The 16,320-nt window shown below is 60.0% G+C and carries 14 protein-coding genes; 5 read left to right on the top strand and 9 right to left on the bottom strand.

Annotation, left to right across the window (positions count from 1 at the left end; translation table 11 throughout):
- Positions 1–7: 7 nt before the first annotated feature.
- A complete protein-coding gene (locus AC1RLZ_RS24780) occupies positions 8–463 on the bottom strand; it encodes a PH domain-containing protein (protein WP_493190770.1) in 456 nt (151 codons plus the stop codon).
- Positions 464–616: 153 nt separating this feature from the next.
- Between AC1RLZ_RS24780 and AC1RLZ_RS24785 the strand changes: the two genes are divergently transcribed.
- The 5 genes from AC1RLZ_RS24785 to AC1RLZ_RS24805 all read left to right on the top strand — a co-directional run bounded on the left by AC1RLZ_RS24785 (position 617) and on the right by AC1RLZ_RS24805 (position 7,697).
- On the top strand, positions 617–1,870 hold the full coding sequence (locus AC1RLZ_RS24785; RefSeq protein ID WP_371422989.1) for an aspartate kinase: 1,254 nt from the start codon (positions 617–619) through the stop codon (positions 1,868–1,870).
- Positions 1,871–2,135: 265 nt separating this feature from the next.
- The gene (gene ptsP, locus AC1RLZ_RS24790; RefSeq protein WP_493190771.1) at positions 2,136–4,403 is read left to right on the top strand and encodes a phosphoenolpyruvate--protein phosphotransferase; all 2,268 of its coding nucleotides are present in this window, start codon (positions 2,136–2,138) and stop codon (positions 4,401–4,403) included.
- Between the two features lie 57 nt (positions 4,404–4,460).
- Entirely contained in the window at positions 4,461–5,546 is a 1,086-nt protein-coding gene (gene prfA / locus AC1RLZ_RS24795; RefSeq protein WP_371422991.1) for a peptide chain release factor 1, read from the top strand.
- Positions 5,543–6,433: a peptide chain release factor N(5)-glutamine methyltransferase gene (gene prmC, locus AC1RLZ_RS24800; RefSeq protein WP_493190772.1), complete on the top strand. Its 891-nt coding sequence runs from the start codon at positions 5,543–5,545 to the stop codon at positions 6,431–6,433. Before prfA ends, prmC begins: the two co-directional genes overlap by 4 nt.
- Before the next feature lie 478 nt (positions 6,434–6,911).
- The gene (locus tag AC1RLZ_RS24805) at positions 6,912–7,697 is read left to right on the top strand and encodes a DUF4167 domain-containing protein (RefSeq protein WP_493190773.1); all 786 of its coding nucleotides are present in this window, start codon (positions 6,912–6,914) and stop codon (positions 7,695–7,697) included.
- Positions 7,698–7,751: 54 nt separating this feature from the next.
- On the opposite strand, the gene AC1RLZ_RS24810 is transcribed toward AC1RLZ_RS24805, so the two are convergent.
- From AC1RLZ_RS24810 to AC1RLZ_RS24845, 8 genes are all read right to left on the bottom strand, one after another.
- Positions 7,752–8,945, bottom strand: a complete 1,194-nt coding sequence (locus AC1RLZ_RS24810) for a hypothetical protein (RefSeq protein WP_493190774.1) — start codon at positions 8,943–8,945, stop codon at positions 7,752–7,754.
- A gap of 215 nt (positions 8,946–9,160) precedes the next feature.
- A complete protein-coding gene (locus AC1RLZ_RS24815) occupies positions 9,161–10,141 on the bottom strand; it encodes a Bug family tripartite tricarboxylate transporter substrate binding protein (protein ID WP_493190775.1) in 981 nt (326 codons plus the stop codon).
- A 75-nt stretch (positions 10,142–10,216) separates the two neighbouring features.
- The gene (locus tag AC1RLZ_RS24820) at positions 10,217–10,846 is read right to left on the bottom strand and encodes an NUDIX hydrolase (protein ID WP_493190776.1); all 630 of its coding nucleotides are present in this window, start codon (positions 10,844–10,846) and stop codon (positions 10,217–10,219) included.
- A 56-nt stretch (positions 10,847–10,902) separates the two neighbouring features.
- Positions 10,903–12,570 (bottom strand): methyl-accepting chemotaxis protein, encoded by a 1,668-nt coding sequence (locus AC1RLZ_RS24825; RefSeq protein WP_493190777.1) that lies wholly within the window; start codon positions 12,568–12,570, stop codon positions 10,903–10,905.
- A 115-nt stretch (positions 12,571–12,685) separates the two neighbouring features.
- Positions 12,686–13,069, bottom strand: coding sequence for a ribbon-helix-helix domain-containing protein (locus tag AC1RLZ_RS24830; protein ID WP_493190778.1), 384 nt, complete (start codon positions 13,067–13,069; stop codon positions 12,686–12,688).
- 52 nt (positions 13,070–13,121) lie between these two features.
- The gene (locus AC1RLZ_RS24835; protein WP_493190779.1) at positions 13,122–14,789 is read right to left on the bottom strand and encodes a pilus assembly protein TadG-related protein; all 1,668 of its coding nucleotides are present in this window, start codon (positions 14,787–14,789) and stop codon (positions 13,122–13,124) included.
- 3 nt (positions 14,790–14,792) lie between these two features.
- Positions 14,793–15,227, bottom strand: coding sequence for a TadE/TadG family type IV pilus assembly protein (locus tag AC1RLZ_RS24840; RefSeq protein WP_493190780.1), 435 nt, complete (start codon positions 15,225–15,227; stop codon positions 14,793–14,795).
- A 155-nt stretch (positions 15,228–15,382) separates the two neighbouring features.
- Entirely contained in the window at positions 15,383–16,285 is a 903-nt protein-coding gene (locus tag AC1RLZ_RS24845) for a LysR family transcriptional regulator (RefSeq protein ID WP_371423001.1), read from the bottom strand.
- Positions 16,286–16,320: the final 35 nt, after the last annotated feature.

Genomic DNA, 16,320 nt, shown 5'->3' on the forward strand with positions numbered 1-16,320 from the left:
CGTTGTCCTATCGCGCTGTGATGTGGCTGCGAAATGCGAGCGGCGACGCAATCATCGTGATGACTTGCTTGTCGTCGCCCATGTTCTCGATGACGACATTGCCGTAGTTCAAAATACGCCCCGGAATGCTCTGGTCGACGCTGACGCTGGCAACCTTGTCGATGCTGATCTCAAAGGTCTTCCGCGTGATGAAGCCCTCCTTGTGAACAACGCGTAGCGTGGTCACGTCAGTCTCTGTCGTCCAGCGCCGGAACCAAGCGACGAGCGTCCAGTAGAGAGCGAGCACAGCAACAAGGCCGGCCCCGATCAAGGATGCCGGCATCACCGTCGGGCCGGCCAGCATCAAAAGCGCGGCGGCCACGATCCATCCTAGAATGCCCTTCCAGTAAATTATCCAGTGCAAGTTGCTGGAATATAGCACCTTCTCGCCCGGCTGCAGGATATCGTCGATATAGCGCCCCATCCGCCGTCCAATTGCCTGTCTCGGGTCATTCCAAGGGATCAGGAACCCGGGTTGCTTGCCCCCATCCCCGCCGCTATGTATACGCGCGTTTTCGCCCGCGCACGTCATGCGCGGTATCTTTACCCTCTGTCGTCAGGGAATGCACCACTCGTCATGGGCCGGCTCGTAATGAAATTCGGCGGTACGTCCGTCGCCAACATCGACCGCATCCGCAACGTCGCGCAACACGTCAAACGCGAGGTCGATGCCGGTCATGAAGTCGCGGTCGTGGTGTCGGCGATGTCGGGCAAAACCAACGAATTGGTGGCCTGGTGCAGCGAAGTGTCGCCAATGCATGATGCCCGGGAATACGATGCCATCGTCGCGTCCGGTGAACTCGTGACCGCTGGCCTGCTGGCGATTGCGCTGCAGGCTGTCGGCATCCAGGCCCGCTCATGGCAGGGCTGGCAGATCCCGATCAAGACATCAGACGCCCACGCATCGGCCCGGATCGAAGAGATCGACGGCAAGGAAATCATCAAGCGCTTCACAGAGCGCAAGGAAGTGGCCGTCATTGCCGGCTTCCAGGGCATCCATGAACAGACCGGGCGCGTGACCACGCTGGGCCGCGGCGGATCCGACACCTCGGCAGTGGCGATTGCTGCCGCGATCAAGGCCGACCGCTGCGACATCTATACCGACGTGGACGGCGTCTATACCACCGATCCACGTGTCGTGCCGAAAGCACAACGCATGAACAAGGTGGCGTTCGAGGAAATGCTGGAGCTGGCGTCGCAGGGCGCTAAGGTGCTGCAGGTCCGCTCGGTGGAACTCGGCATGGTCCACAACATGCCGATTTTCGTGCGCTCAAGTTTCGACAAACCCGAAGACATCGACCCGCACGGCACCCCGCCGGGCACGCTGATCTGCAGCGAGGAGGAAATCATGGAAAGCCACGTCGTCACCGGAATCGCCTTTTCCAAGGACGAAGCCCAGATCTCCGTCCGCCAGATCGAGGACAAACCAGGCGTTGCTGCCTCGATCTTCGTGCCGCTGGCCGAGGCCAACATCAATGTGGACATGATCGTCCAGAACGTCTCCGAAGACGGTAAGACCACCGACCTGACCTTCACTGTGCCGGCCACCGACTATGCCCGGGCCAAAGAGACCATCACCGCAGCCAAGGCCAAGATCGGCTATGCCCGCATCGACAGCGCAACCGATGTCGCCAAGGTCTCGGTGATCGGATCGGGCATGCGCAGCCATGCCGGCGTCGCCGCGCAGGCCTTCGCCGCCCTCTCCGAGCGCCAGATCAATATCCGGGCAATCACCACGTCCGAGATCAAGTTCTCGGTCCTGATCGATACGGCCTATACGGAACTGGCGGTTCGCACCCTGCACACGCTGTATGGCCTCGACAAAGCGTAGAAAATTTTTTCTGAAACATCCGTTATTTTGATGTGAACGGTGTGTTTCTTGTCTGGCAAGCGTTTTGCTTGGCAAAACAACCCTCAATTCGCTATACGGCCTGCATGGGCAGCCGTCGCGGCTGAGGGTGCCGTTTCGGACAATCTGATACGGTTCTGTCGCTGCGCCCCTTGTTGCGCGGCGGCACAAACTTTATTGTTTTCTGAGGCTTAGCGCCGACACGCGGTTTTTCCGGGTGCCGGCTTCGCGGGGAGGGTGTCGGCACATGCGGAGCGCGTCGGGTGGCCCCCGAGTCTTGCTGAGACGGCTCCGCGAAGTGATGGCGGAGCAGGTCAGCGCTCAGGAACGCCTCGACAAGATCGTGGTGTTGATCGCCGCCAATATGGTGGCGGAAGTCTGCTCGACATACGTGCTGCGCGTCGACAATACACTCGAGCTCTACGCCACCGAAGGCCTCAACCGCGACGCTGTCCACCAGACCGTCCTATCAGCTCATGAAGGCCTCGTCGGTCTCGTGGCATCTGAGGCGACGCCGTTGAATCTCAACGACGCGCAGAGCCATCCGGCCTTCTCGTTCCGCCCGGAGACCGGCGAAGAAATCTATCACTCGTTCCTCGGTGTGCCGATCCTGCGCGCCGGCAATACGCTGGGCGTGCTGGTGGTGCAGAACCGCGCCAAGCGCACTTATGTCGAGGAAGAAGTCGAGGCGCTGCAGACAACGGCGATGGTGCTTGCCGAGATGATTGCCTCCGGCGAGCTTTCGGCGCTGGCCCAGCCGGGCGCCGAACCCGCGGCGCGGCATTCCTTGCACAAGACCGGCGCCATCCTCTCTGATGGCATCGCGCTCGGCCATGTGGTGTTGCATGAGCCGCGCGTTGTCATCACCAATTACATCGCTGAAGACCTGCCGAAAGAAATCAAGCGGCTGGACATGGCGCTGACCAAGCTGCGCTCGGACCTCGACCGCATGCTGGAACGCGGCGACGTTGCCGACAGCGGTGAGCACCGCGATGTGCTCGAAGCCTATCGCATGTTCGCCAATGACCACGGCTGGTCGCATAAGCTGCACGAAGCCGTCGCCACGGGCCTTACCGCCGAAGCCGCCGTCGAACGCGTGCAGTCGGATACCCGTGCGCGCATGCTGCGTTCCACCGATCCCTATCTGCGCGACCGCTTGCATGATCTTGAAGATCTCGGCCATCGCCTGATGCGACAGCTGGTCGGGCAGGATCACGCGCCCTCGCGCGAACAGATGCCGGACAATGCGATCCTGATCGCACGCGCGATGGGCCCGGCCGCCCTCCTCGACTACGACCGCAAGAAGCTGCGTGGCCTGGTGTTGGAGGAAGGCACAGCAAATTCGCACGTCTCGATCGTGGCACGTGCACTCGGCATTCCCGCGATAGGCGAAGTCGCCAACGCGCCTGGCATCGCCGATCCCGGCGACGCCATCATCGTCGATGGCACATCCGGCTCGATCTACATCCGCCCATCGCAGGAAATCGAATCCGCCTATGCGGAGCGCGTGCGTTTCCGCGCGCGGCGACAGGCGCAGTATTCGGCGTTGCGCGATCGGCCCTGTGTCACCAAGGACGGCCAGAAGGTCGATCTTCTGATCAATGCCGGACTGATCATCGACCTCCCGCATATCGACGACACCGGCTCCGCGGGCATCGGCCTGTTCCGCACCGAACTGCAGTTCATGGTCGGCGAAAGCCTGCCCCGCTCCAGCGATCAGCTGGCGCTCTATCGGGCCGTGCTCGATGCCGCCGGCCCGAAGCCGGTGACGTTCCGCACCCTCGATATCGGTGGCGACAAAGCGCTGCCGTACATGGAGACCATCGTCGAGGAAAACCCGGCGCTCGGCTGGCGCGCGATCCGTCTTGGCCTCGATCGGCCGGGTCTGCTGCGCGGCCAGATCCGCGCACTGCTGCGCGCGGGCGGTGGGCGGGCGCTGCGCATCATGTTTCCGATGATTTCGGAAGTGGCCGAATTCGATCAGGCCAAGGCGATCATCGAGCGTGAGCTGACCTATCTGCGCCAGCATGGCCATGCGCTGCCGGAGCGGATCGATGTTGGCACCATGATCGAGGTGCCTGCGCTGGTTTATCAGCTCGACGAACTCCTGAAGAAGGTCGACTTCGTCTCGGTCGGCTCCAACGACCTGTTCCAGTTCCTGTTCGCTGTCGACCGCGGCAATGCCAAGGTGTCGGAACGCTTCGATACGCTGTCGGCGCCGATCCTGCGTGTCTTGCGTGAGATCGTGCAAAAGGGCGACGCCGCCAAGCGTCCTGTCTCGCTGTGCGGCGAGATGGCGTCTCAGCCGATCGGCGCGCTGGCACTGGTCGCGATGGGCTACCGCTCGCTGTCGCTATCGGCCACCGCGCACGGCCCGGTGAAAGCGCTCATCCTCGATCTCGATGCCGAGAAGGCCGAGGCCTTGATGACACAACTGCTCGACGCTCCTTCGGGCAGCGTTTCGATCCGGCAGAAGCTCACCGAATTCGCCGAAGCCGAGGGGCTATCGTTGTAGCGAGGCTCTTGCCCGCACGACCCGCCTTTCCTTTTCTGCGATCTCCGAGACGTCCCCATGTCCATGCTGCCCGAAACCAAACTCGACGTTCTCCTCGCCCATCATGCCTCGCTCGAGGCACAATTGATGGGTCAGGTCAGCGCCGAAAATTATGTGAAGATGACGCGCGAGCTATCCGAGCTCAATCCGCTGATCGACGCGGTGAAGACCTATCGCGGTGCGCTTGCGGAGATCAAAGATATCGATGCGATGATTGCCGATGCGGGCACCGACGCCGAGATGCGCGAGATGGCGCAGGCCGAGCGCCCGGCACTGGAAGAACGCATCGCGGCACTCGCGCAGGAAATCCGCGTGGCGCTGTTGCCGAAGGATGCAATGGACGAGCGCAATGTGGTGCTGGAAATTCGTGCCGGCACCGGCGGCGACGAAGCCTCACTGTTCGCCGGCGACCTGTACCGGATGTATGAGCGCTTCGCGGCGCTGTCCGGCTGGAAGGTCGAGGTGATCTCGGCCTCCGAAGGCACCATGGGCGGCTACAAGGAAATCATCGCCGAGGTGAAGGGCCGCGGTGCTTTCGCCAAGTTGAAATTCGAGTCCGGTGTGCACCGCGTGCAGCGCGTGCCCGATACGGAGACTCAGGGGCGCATTCACACGTCGGCGGCAACGGTCGCTGTCATGCCCGAAGTCGAAGAAGTGGATATCGACATCAAGCAGGACGACCTGCGCATCGACACCATGCGCGCCCAGGGCGCCGGCGGTCAGCACGTCAACAAGACCGAATCGGCGATCCGCATCACGCATATCCCGACCGGCATCGTGGTGATGATGCAAGACAGCCGCTCGCAGCATAAGAACCGCGCTTCGGCGATGAACATCCTGCGCTCGCGCATCTACGATGCCGAACAACAGCGCCTCGACGCCGCGCGCTCGGCGGAGCGTAAGGAGAAGGTCGGCTCAGGCGACCGCTCGGAGCGCATCCGCACCTACAACTTTCCGCAGGGCCGCGTCACCGATCACCGCATCAATCTCACGCTCTACAAGCTGCCGCAGGTGATTGCCGGCGAAGCGTTGGGCGAACTTGTCGATGCGCTCACGACCGAACATCAGGCCGCGCAGCTCGCAGCTCAGGGCGACGCGGCGTGAGCGCCGGCGACACGTTCGCCGGACAGACCGTCGAGAACGCACGACGCTCATTGACCAATCTGCTCCGCACCCAAGGCATCGATTCCGCCGAACTCGACGCGCGCTTGCTGACTGGTGCCGCGCTCGGACTCGATCTCACCGGGTTGATCTCGGCAGCGAAGCGCATCCTGACGTCCGATGAAGCGGCCCAACTTGCCCGCTTCGCACAACGCCGCATCGATGGCGAACCCGTCGCCCGCATCATCGGCATGAAAGAATTCTGGGGCCTGCCACTGCAACTATCGCCCGATACGCTGGTGCCCCGCCCCGATACCGAAACCATCGTCGAGGCGGCGCTCGAATTTCTCGATGCGACAGGTCGACGCGACCGTCCGCTTGTGATCGCCGATCTCGGCACTGGCTCGGGCGCGATCCTGCTGGCGCTGCTTTCGGAGTTAACCAACGCCACCGGCATTGCGACCGATATCAATCTCGACGCCCTGCGGACGGCTCGCTCCAACGCTGCGCAACTCGGCTTGATCGGGCGCGCCCATTTCGTTGTCTGTGACTATGCCTCGGCCCTGACCGGCAGCCTCGACCTGATCGTCTCCAATCCGCCCTATATTCCCTCGGCCGATATCGCCGGCCTCGACATCGAGGTGCGCAACCACGACCCGCTCCGCGCCCTGGATGGCGGAAAGGACGGACTGTATGCCTATCGCATCATCACCCCTGAAGCCGCGCGGTTGCTAGCGCCCGGCGGCCTTCTGGTGGTCGAGGTGGGCCACGACCAAAGCGACGCTGTCGCCGGTCTGATGGCGGCGTCCGGGCTAATCCTGCCAGCGCCCCCAAAAGCTGATCTGGGAGGCATCCGCAGGGCGGTATCAGGACAAAAAAAGCCCCGATAAAGCCTTCTTGGGACAGAAAAAACCACTTGGAATATCCCCGGGGAGCGACTACCTTCCTGTCACAACATCGGTTCAGGGTTGGCTCGCCCCGTAGATTTACGGCAGGAAGCCAGAATTCTCGCTAGAGAGCCCGTCCGGGTGAAAGGTTCCAACAGGCAGGTCTGATTGAGCGCGAGGGCTGATAAAGCTGCGCTGCTTACGACCGCAAAGCGAACGAAAGCCTGATATTGCGCTTTAAACTTCACGCACAGAAGCCTGGCCTTGTTTCGGCAGGTGGGTGATTTGGTCCGGCTGGCACGGTCAGCGGGCGGTTGGGGAACGCGTCTTTGTTGAACGCGAGTGACGGCAAGATCGATGCAGCGAAGGTCTGCACGACGATTCGGACGCTTGACGCGCCCGCATCCCGCAATGTGCTGCGGCAATCATCTCTTTGAAACACAGCTCTGTGACACTCTGGATCGATAACTGAAGGCGACACATGCGAAACGGTCAGAACAACAACAAGCGGATGCGGAACAACAACAACCGCAACAACAATAGTAACAACAACAATAACAATCGGCGCGGCCAGAACCCGATGACCCGGGTGTTCGAATCGAACGGCCCCGATATCAAGATCCGCGGCACCGCTTCCCACGTCGCAGAGAAATACGTCCAGTTGGCGCGCGATGCGCGCAGCTCCGGTGATCCGGTTGCCGCCGAGAACTATTATCAGCACGCCGAGCATTATTTCCGCCTGATCGCCGCCGCCCAGGAGCAGTTCCGGCAGAATCAACCGCAGCCGCGCACCGAAAACGAGATGCCCGCGGAGGATAGCGACGACGAGAGCGAGAGCTATTCGAACTTCGGTGCCGAACCCGGTTTCGTGCCCGTACAGCAGCAGCCCTTTGCACAGCGCGAGCAGCCTCAGCAGCGTGAGGGTGGTCAGTCTTATCAGCAGCGCGGCGAACAGCCTTATCAGCCCCGCGAGAACAATCATCGCGAACAACGCCAGCAGAATCAGCCGCAGGCCCAACCGCAATATCAGCCGCAACCGCAGCCGATGATGCCGGTCGGCGATGGTGTCGATCGTCTGCCTTCTTTCATCACGGGTGGTGCGCAGCCTCAGCCGGGTGCGGCCCCAGGCGGCTTCGAACAGAATGGTGGCGGAGAGCGCTTCCCGCCGCGTCGTCGCCGCCGTCCGCACGGTCCTCGCCCCGACGTTGCTGCAGCAGGCGCGCCGGCAGAAGCACCAGGCGACGATTTCAATCCGGGCAACTCATAAGCCCAGCCGCTCTCCGGGGAGAGCGCACATCACGAAGTATGGATTGGCCGTGGCTCAAAAAGCCGCGGCCAATTCTTTTGCGCCTGGCAGATTGCTGTTGCTGTCCATCCGCGCGTTGGTGACTGCGAGCAGCTTGGCCACGGTATTGTGGCGGATCGCCACCGGATTGCGTTCATAGCCGCCGCGCTGGAAGAAATTCGCCGTCGGCACCTGTTCGCGCATCGCCTGCGGCATGGTCACCATATCGAAACCGTTGCCATCGCCGGTGAGATTCATCATCTCCAGTTCGGCTGCGCTGAGCGGGCGATCGAAGCCGCGGGTGCGCGCAAAATTCACGGAGGTCAGCAGTTTGTGGACCTGCAACTGCGGGCCGATGTCCATGTCCAGCACCAGCGCATGCATGGCCCAGCCCTGCGGCGTCGTGCCAAGCTTCTCAAGAGCGTTCCAGTTTTGCGGAACGCTACGCACAATCGCCTGCATCCGCTTGAATACCGCAATCTTGTGATCCATCGCCTTGCGCTGTGGGCCTGAGAGCGTCGATGCCTTCTCGCTCAGTACCTTCAAAATCTGAGACCCCTGTTCGGCAACGAGCGTCGTCGTATTGGCCGTGAGCAGCTGATTGTAACCAATAGCGGTGGAGATCGCGCGCGATCCCGGACGCGACGGGTTCAGGCCCGACTGCATGTCATGGCCGCCATTGCCGCCGGTCTCGAAGGAATAGACGCGCACCGCAATGTCGCGTGTCAGCCCGGCCTGCAAGGCGGCACGAGCATAGGCGCGCTTGAACTCCATCTCATTGGCAGGCCGCTGCGGCACGAACTGGAATTGCTCCCTCGCTGCAGCGAGAAAGTCTGCCACCACCGGAAGATCCTTGCGAACGCGCGGACCTGCATCCTCGGGCTCCGGATTCACCGGACGCTTCGGTCCTTCATAAAGCGGTGCCTGTTCCAGCACGTAGTCATTCAGCGTGATCTGCTGGCGGTCGCGACGCTTGGCATTGCGGATCTTCCGCTTCTCAGAGATCGCATCCCAATAGGCACCGGCCTCCTGATCAAAGGCGGCGCGCGCTTCCTGATATTCTGCAAGTTTGCGACGGTATTCCGCGATGGCTTGCGGCGAAGCAGCCTGCGCCATGGCATTGGCGACATTTGCGGGCAGTCCGTTCGTGTCAAACGTATACGCAGGCGAGGACGCCAATAGCAGGACGACCGGAGCGATGACGGCCAATGAGCGAATCGAATGAGACATGAGACCTGTTGAGTAGTTGCAGACCTGCGCCCGCATCAATGCAAATGACTGAGACCGAACGCCGCCCCGCGCTGGCCCCGACGTGAGTCAATGGTGTTCCCGTCCGAACGACGTTGGAGCAGTTTGGTGAAGATTGTCTTTCCAATACCTGTCGCACCCCTAACCACAACGGCGGTTTCCCGCCACCCCTGCGCTCGTCAACCACTTGGAATGCTTCACTCTTCCCTGGCGCCGCTGGTCTTGACGATCCGCGACCATTTGGCCTCGTCCTGATCGATGAAGACCCCATAATCTTCCGGCGTGCCCGGCGTCGGTTCAGTGCCATCCTGCTGCAGGCGTTTTCTGACCTCGTCGGAGGCCAGCGCCGCGCGCAGTTCCTTGTTGAGTCGGTCGATGATCGGCCGCGGCGTTCCGGCCGGCGCGATCAGGCCATAATGCAGGGACGCATCAAAACCCTGGAGTCCAGATTCGGCAATGGTCGGCACGTCCGGAAGCAGGCTTGTGCGTGTGAGACTGGTCACCGCCAGCCCGCGCAGCTGTCCACCGGCAATATTGGCATGAGTCGCGGGGATCGGCGCGAAGGCCATCGGAATATGCCCGCCGATCAGGTCGACCAGCGCCGGTCCGGTTCCCTTGTAAGGCACGTGCACCAAGGTGATACCCGCCGCATGACCGAAATATTCGCCGGTAATGTGGCTTGCGGTACCTGCCCCCGCCGAACCGAAATTGAGCTTGCCGGGGTTCGCCTTCGCATAGGCGATCAGTTCGGCAACCGTCTTTGCCGGGAACGACGGGTGCACCACCAGAGAGTTCGGCGAATTGCCGATCATTCCGATTGGCGCGAAATCCTTGCGCGGATCGTAGCCGGCCTTGGTGTAGAGCGTGGGTCCGATCGCCAGCGTACCGGTATAGCCGAGACCGATCGTGTAGCCGTCCGGCGCGCTCTTGGCGACGGCGCGCGTTCCCACGGTGCCGCCGGCGCCTGCCCTATTATCAACGATGATTTTCTCGCCAAGCGTCTCGCTCATCTTGTCGGCGATGACGCGCCCGACAATCGACGTGCTGCCACCAGGCGCGAAAGGGATAATCAATGTGACGGGGCGTTCCGGATAGTTCTGCGCACGCGCAAGGCCCGTTGAGCCGTCCCAGGCACATGCCACCATGGCAGCGCACAGCCATCCCTTCCATGACACCATGGCAACCATCCTCCCCGAAACGCATTCTTGTTGCCGGCATCGTTGCCGAAACGACGCTGCTTCGCAACAGGGACACTACTTCCAGGCGAAGACCGGCTGCTCCAGCTCGGCCACGCGGGTGGTTCGGCCTGCGAGCAATTCGCTGAATTGATAAATCAGCGCGGCAGTCGGTGCGTGGATCATATGCCCGAAATGACTGTACCGGATCACGCGCCGATCGCTCTCGGGAATCGCAATAAAATTGAATGCTTGCGGCCGCGCGATCTCCGACAGCGCGATACGATGAACCGATGCGACCTCGTCAGGATTGGGAGTCAGTCGGGTGCTATCTTGCGCCCACATCACAACCGGCGTGATCAGATAGCCGGAGCGGGTTGGATAATCATCGAGGATACCGATGACATCGTCCTGCGTGAGCTGCAGACCGAGTTCCTCATGCAATTCACGGAGTGCAGCCTCCGACGGCGTTTCGCCAGGGTCACAGCGACCGCCAGGAGGCGCCCATTGATTGCTGTGCGCACGGAGGCTGGATGCCCGCAATGTCAGCAGCAGCGAGGTCTCTCCTGCGTTTTCCGCTTCGGCCATCACGAGGCCCACCGCCGCACGTTTCAGCCCGGATGCTTGCGGACCCTCATCGATCCGCGTGAATGCGGCGACGCGCGTTTCGATCATGTTTCGGGTGGCGGCATTGAACGGCAGCATCATCCGCGATTGATAGCACAATCACGGATGATGCAACAAAATCACACGAATACAGCGCTTTAGGCCAGTTCGGATGCTGCGCGCTGCATGTTGTCCGACATATCTGATGTCACGGTGCTCTGCTCTTCAACGGCCGCCGCCGTCGAGGTCACGAACTCGTTGACATGTTCGATGGCCTGTTTGATCGAGACCAGCGCTCCGACCACGTCACTGGAGATACCGTTCAGGGCCTCGATTTCGCTGCTGATCTTGTCGGTCGCCTGCTTTGCCTGGTTGGCCAAGTTCTTGACCTCGGCCGCCACCACTGCAAAGCCTCGCCCCGCCTCACCCGCGCGAGCCGATTCGATGGTCGCATTGAGTGCGAGCAGATTGATCTGACCGGTGATGTCGCCGATGAGTCCAACGATGCCACCCATCGCATGGGCAGCCGAGGTGAGTCGCTGCGCCTGGATGTCCGCCGTCTCTACCTGCTGCACCGCGGACTCCGCCGTCTGACGGGACTTCACCATCGTCTCGGAGATTTCGCGGATCGATGCATTCATCTCCTCGCTGCCCGCTGCGACCGACTCGATCAGGGAGCGAGCGCGCTCGGCTTTCAGACGGGCCATGGCCTGCGCCGTAATGTCGGCGGCGTATTTGACCACCTTGAACGGCTTGCCGTTGAGGTCGAAAATCGGATTGTAGGACGCCTGGATCCAGATTTCTCGCCCGCCCTTCCCGATTCGCTTGTATTCCGCGGCCTGATAGGTCCCGCGATTGAGGCTCGCCCAGAATTCCACATAGGCCGCACCGGATCGCTCCACCGGATCGACGAACATGCTGTGATGCCGGTCGCGGATTTCGTCGATCGTGTAACCGACCGCATCAAGAAAATTCTGGTTTGCCGTCAGGACGGTGCCATCCATGCGAAACTCGATGACCGCCTGCGACTTTCGAATAGCTGCCACCTGGCCGTTGCTATCAGCGGCAAGCAGCTTTTGTTGGGTCACGTCGGTCGCAAACTTCACGACCTTGAACGGCTTGCCGGCATCATTGAGAATCGGATTATAGGTCGCGAGCATCCAGATTTCCTTGCCACCCTTGCCGAGGCGTTTGTATTCGGCCGCCTGATACTCACCCCGGCCGAGCCGCGCCCAGAAGTCCCGGTAGGCTGCGCCATCGCGTTCTCCGGCTTCCACGAACATACTGTGATGTCGCCCCTGTATTTCGGACAGCGCGTAACCAACCGTGTTCAGGAAATTCTCGTTGGCGACAATGATGGAGCCATCAAGATTGAATTCGATGACCGCTTGTGCGCGACTGATCGCGGCCACTTTTCCGGAGGCCTCGAGACCTTCGAGTTTATGCGCCGTGATATCTGTGGCGAATTTGATGACTTTGAACGGCTTGCCATTCTTGTCCATAACCGGATTATAGGAGGCTTCGATCCAGATCTCCCTGCCGCCTTTGGCGACCCGCTTGAACTGCCCTGTCTGAAATTCGCCCTTGTTAAGGTTACCCCAGAACTCCCGATAAGCGACACTCTCGCGTATGGCGGGCTCCACGAACATGTGGTGATGCTTGCCCTTGATCTCATCGAGAGTATAGCCGAGCGCCTTGAGAAAATTCTCATTCGCCCTGATGATCGTGCCATCGAGATTGAACTCGATGACGGCCTGGGAGCGACTGATGGCGGTCGCTTGCGCCAACGCATCCTGAAAATCGGTCTTGCTCTGTCGGTTAAACATCTGTCGCTCCGTGGCCAAAACGGCCGTTATCTAAAAATAGTCGGCGATACGCCTTCGCGCGTCCGCTGCGCGCGTTTCCTCAAATCAAATAAACTAGAAAGTTCGAGCAGCTGACCTAGTCGACCAGTTGCTGATTCTGCGATCCCACACGCCCCCAATAGGCCGCGACCTTTTCAGCCAGCTGGTTGTGGTTGTCGTGCAGCTTGCCATTGTTGTTCGCTGTCGGCTGGTCGGCGGTGCCAGCCGTCAAGCTGCGTTCAGCAATCTGCTGGAAATATTCAAGTACAGCGATACGCAGGTTGGACGACAAATTTGGTGTTTCGCGCTTGCGCTCGATCTTCTCGATATAGTGCTCGATAGTTGTATTCTCCATCCGGACGATCGCCTGCAGGCTGGCCCAGAAGCTGTCTTCCAGGCTGACGCTGGTACGCTTCTTCGAGACGACAACCGAGCGCTTGCGGTTAACGTTGGGGCGGTTCATTGCGGCTTCGTATCCCATTTTATCAGTCCTCTTCTGTTAAAGATGGCTTTGAAACTCACGCGTTACTGATTCAGTTCACCAACACTGCGCCGTCACAGCGAATGCCGGATACCCACACATCGGCTTGTCCAATTCCGACACCGAGACTTGCCAGCGTTGCCGCCAGCAATTGATCGATTGAGCTGGATGCCCCGCTGATGATGCTGGTGACGAGTCCGCCGAGACCCGGGATCGCCAAACCCAATCCAAGAACACTGATGTTGAGGTCGCCCAGCAGACTTCCCGTCAGGGAGGACGTGAAGTTTGTCGTGTTCACGGTCTTCTTCGTCTGCGACGTGATATCCGAATAGCTGAAGTTGACGCTGACGGGCGTGGTATTGCCCATGCCGGCATGGGCCTTTGCCGTCACAATTGGAATGCCCAGGAGATTCACAAGCGGTGCCGCCCCCGGAGTCGGCTTGGTCGCAACATTGTTGAGATCAGCTACAGTGACGTTACCTATCCATGCATCGACAATGCCCGGCGTGACGCCAAGCGTGACGCTCGATGTATTGACATTGGGATAGCCGCAACTGACCTTATTCAGCGTCGCTGTGCCCGACGCGACCTCCACATAAATCGGCAGATTGACCAATGAAGCCGAGCCACTTCCGATCAACTGGATAGATAGCAGCACCCGTGTCTGGGCTGTATGAATACTGATGCCCTGCGTACCCACGGCAATCCAGCCGGATCCCTGTGGCCGTACGCCAATGGTCGCCGTCAGTGACGCACTGGCAATACCTGGCAAGCCAAGATTGACAGATGCGGCGATCTGGTTGGTGCCGTTAGCAATTCCGGCCGTTGCCTGCAGCAGGTCGTAGAGCGAGATGCTCACGCCGTCTTTTGGCTTTACGCCCACGATCAGGTTCGCGTAGGGGCCCGCATCGATCAGTGTGCCAGGCGTTATCCTGGTCGTTACAGATGCCGAAGCCTGCGATATCGTCGAGAGCGCGGTGGTTGCCGTCCCGCTGCCATTAGTGGCCTGTTGCGCACTCAACGCCGCGGACAGAATATCTCCGATCTTGATGTTCGATTTCAGTAGCGTGTCATAGGTCACACCGGTCAGACCGACACGCGTCGCCAGCGCCGAAAGGAAGGTGAAAGCATCAATGCGCGCGCCAAGAAGCGCATTGTAGTCCATGACTGAGAGCGACAGGGTCGTTCCCAGCATCGATCCAAGAACGCTATTCAACAAGCCGCCATTTAGCGACGCCAGCCGCGAACCGATCGAGAACGACGCCACGGCAGTCGTTGTTGCGGTCGCCGTCGTCTTGATGGTGAAGTTGTTGCTGCCGGTAAAGAAATGGCTGAAGTAAAGCGGCGTCGCCGTCTGAAGACTGACCCGCGCCGCATTGGCTGTTCCAGTCGCCGGTGTAACGAAGCGGCTTTGCGCAGCGACGGCCGAATTGGCCGTGTAAGTTCCGAGCTCGACACCGATCAGGGCGCTGGCCGGATAGTTGTTGCTGGTAACCGCTGCCTGCGCGGCATTCGTCGCATTGCTCAGGTTGCTCGCGGCGACGATCGCCGCGAGATCCGCAGCGGCCTGCGTCTTGCGGCGATCAGCAGCGATGGTCCCGATATCAACACCCAGTGCAGCACAACAAACGGCCAGAATCATGCCGCCCGCAGACATGATGGCAATATTTCCGCGCTGGTCGGTGCGAAATCTCTCGAGAAGCACGCGCATCGGTTCCATCGCTCAAAACCCTCCATAGGGAATGGCGGCAGATCGCGCGACTTGCGATGGAGGCATCTGCACGAAAGGAAGCGAATAGATGAACATGCTCGACGCGTCGTAGTTGACGGTGACCACGAAGACATTTGCGTTCGACGGTGACGTCGCCGCATTGACGCTCAGCTTCGACGCATTGATCAATGGATAAGTGGCTGCATTCGACGTGACATAGGTCGACGCGATCGAGCCACGTTCGGTCTCGGTCAGTCCGGCGACAGAAGAACGCGCCGCCTCGGCAGCAAGCTGCTGAACACCGTGAACCACCGCAAAATATGATCCGAAGACAACGATGCCAAAAATGATCGACAGAAAGACGGGCAAAAGCATTGCGAATTCGACTGCGGAAGCACCGCGTCGACACGACAGAAATTTTCTCTTGCTGGCGTCGAATCTCAACATGAGCTGAGCTTCGCAAGACCGCGTGAAAACTACCTATACAACTCCCGTTACCACCTGATGGGGATCGATCATCTCGGATGCCCGCATTGTGTTGAATGACAACATTCGATTTGATAAGGGGATCATATTCTCTGATACACGCGTCGTTGAGAGAACTATATACCGAAGAACTTTACGTGCAGCTCCTCTATTAGAATACTGTGTTTCTTGTGAATGCCCTCGCGCGCGCATAGCACGAGTTTGGGTACAGCCAGCTTTGGAAGATAATACTCATTGGCCGCCAGGAGCGGCGCTGGGATCAGAGCTGTTGGCAGCAGGGTTAAGCCGATGCCTGCTTTCGCAGCTTCGATCCGAGCATGATAGTCCGGGCTGGAGAATGCAATACGATAGATCATGCCCTTGCGCTCAAGCGCCTGAATCATGACGTTATGTACGATCTGTCCCGGCCAGGTCAGCAAGGGAATGGGCGCACCAGGACTTAACGTGAAATCCTTGGATCGGACCCAGGTCAATTCATCGTCGCGTTGCGCGACGACATCGATGGCCGCATCCACGGGCATCTCGGAGACGCTGAGGAACACGCCGACATCGACGTAGCCATCGAGCATGCTTTTTGCGATCTCGGCCGAATTATCTGAATAGATGCAGACATTGCTCATCGCCGCCTTGCTCATCCCTTCCATTGCGCGTTGCGAATAGAAGTTGGCCAGACCAAGTCGAATAGTTTGATCTTCGGGCGAAGCACCGCGCAGCAAGAGTAACTGGTCGTTCGCCTCCAGAATCTTCCTGGCCTGTATCAGAACGAGCTTTCCGAGTTCGGTCGTCGATGATCCGTTGGCAGATTTCAGGAAGATACTGCCGCCGATCGCGTGTTCAATGCGCTTGATCTGCGAGCTGATGGCGGGCTGGCTCAGGCCGAGCAGCTTCGCGGCCTTGGTGATACTGCCGGCTTCGGAGATACCGACAACCGATCGCATGATTTCGGTTGGGATGCTCGAATGCTGGTACCGCCGATGCATAATACGTTGTCCTTTGAGATCGACGTCTTCTCCACGCAACGGAATTGTCCGCTTCGGGACGTCACACCAAAGTC

The sequence above is a fragment of the Tardiphaga sp. GW822-FHT04G09 genome, from assembly GCF_058800725.1.

Bases quoted from the DNA above. Each gene is read 5' to 3' on its own strand.
- AC1RLZ_RS24815 (WP_493190775.1), bottom strand. From the start codon at position 10,141: ATGGTGTCATGGAAGGGATGGCTGTGCGCTGCCATGGTGGCATGTGCC.
- AC1RLZ_RS24835 (WP_493190779.1), bottom strand. From the start codon at position 14,789: ATGGAACCGATGCGCGTGCTTCTCGAGAGATTTCGCACCGACCAGCGC.
- AC1RLZ_RS24840 (WP_493190780.1), bottom strand. From the start codon at position 15,227: ATGTTGAGATTCGACGCCAGCAAGAGAAAATTTCTGTCGTGTCGACGC.
- AC1RLZ_RS24825 (WP_493190777.1), bottom strand. From the start codon at position 12,570: ATGTTTAACCGACAGAGCAAGACCGATTTTCAGGATGCGTTGGCGCAA.
- ptsP (WP_493190771.1), top strand. From the start codon at position 2,136: ATGCGGAGCGCGTCGGGTGGCCCCCGAGTCTTGCTGAGACGGCTCCGC.
- AC1RLZ_RS24830 (WP_493190778.1), bottom strand. From the start codon at position 13,069: ATGGGATACGAAGCCGCAATGAACCGCCCCAACGTTAACCGCAAGCGC.
- prfA (WP_371422991.1), top strand. From the start codon at position 4,461: ATGTCCATGCTGCCCGAAACCAAACTCGACGTTCTCCTCGCCCATCAT.
- AC1RLZ_RS24810 (WP_493190774.1), bottom strand. From the start codon at position 8,945: ATGTCTCATTCGATTCGCTCATTGGCCGTCATCGCTCCGGTCGTCCTG.
- AC1RLZ_RS24785 (WP_371422989.1), top strand. From the start codon at position 617: ATGGGCCGGCTCGTAATGAAATTCGGCGGTACGTCCGTCGCCAACATC.
- AC1RLZ_RS24780 (WP_493190770.1), bottom strand. From the start codon at position 463: ATGGGGCGCTATATCGACGATATCCTGCAGCCGGGCGAGAAGGTGCTA.
- AC1RLZ_RS24820 (WP_493190776.1), bottom strand. From the start codon at position 10,846: ATGATGCTGCCGTTCAATGCCGCCACCCGAAACATGATCGAAACGCGC.
- AC1RLZ_RS24805 (WP_493190773.1), top strand. From the start codon at position 6,912: ATGCGAAACGGTCAGAACAACAACAAGCGGATGCGGAACAACAACAAC.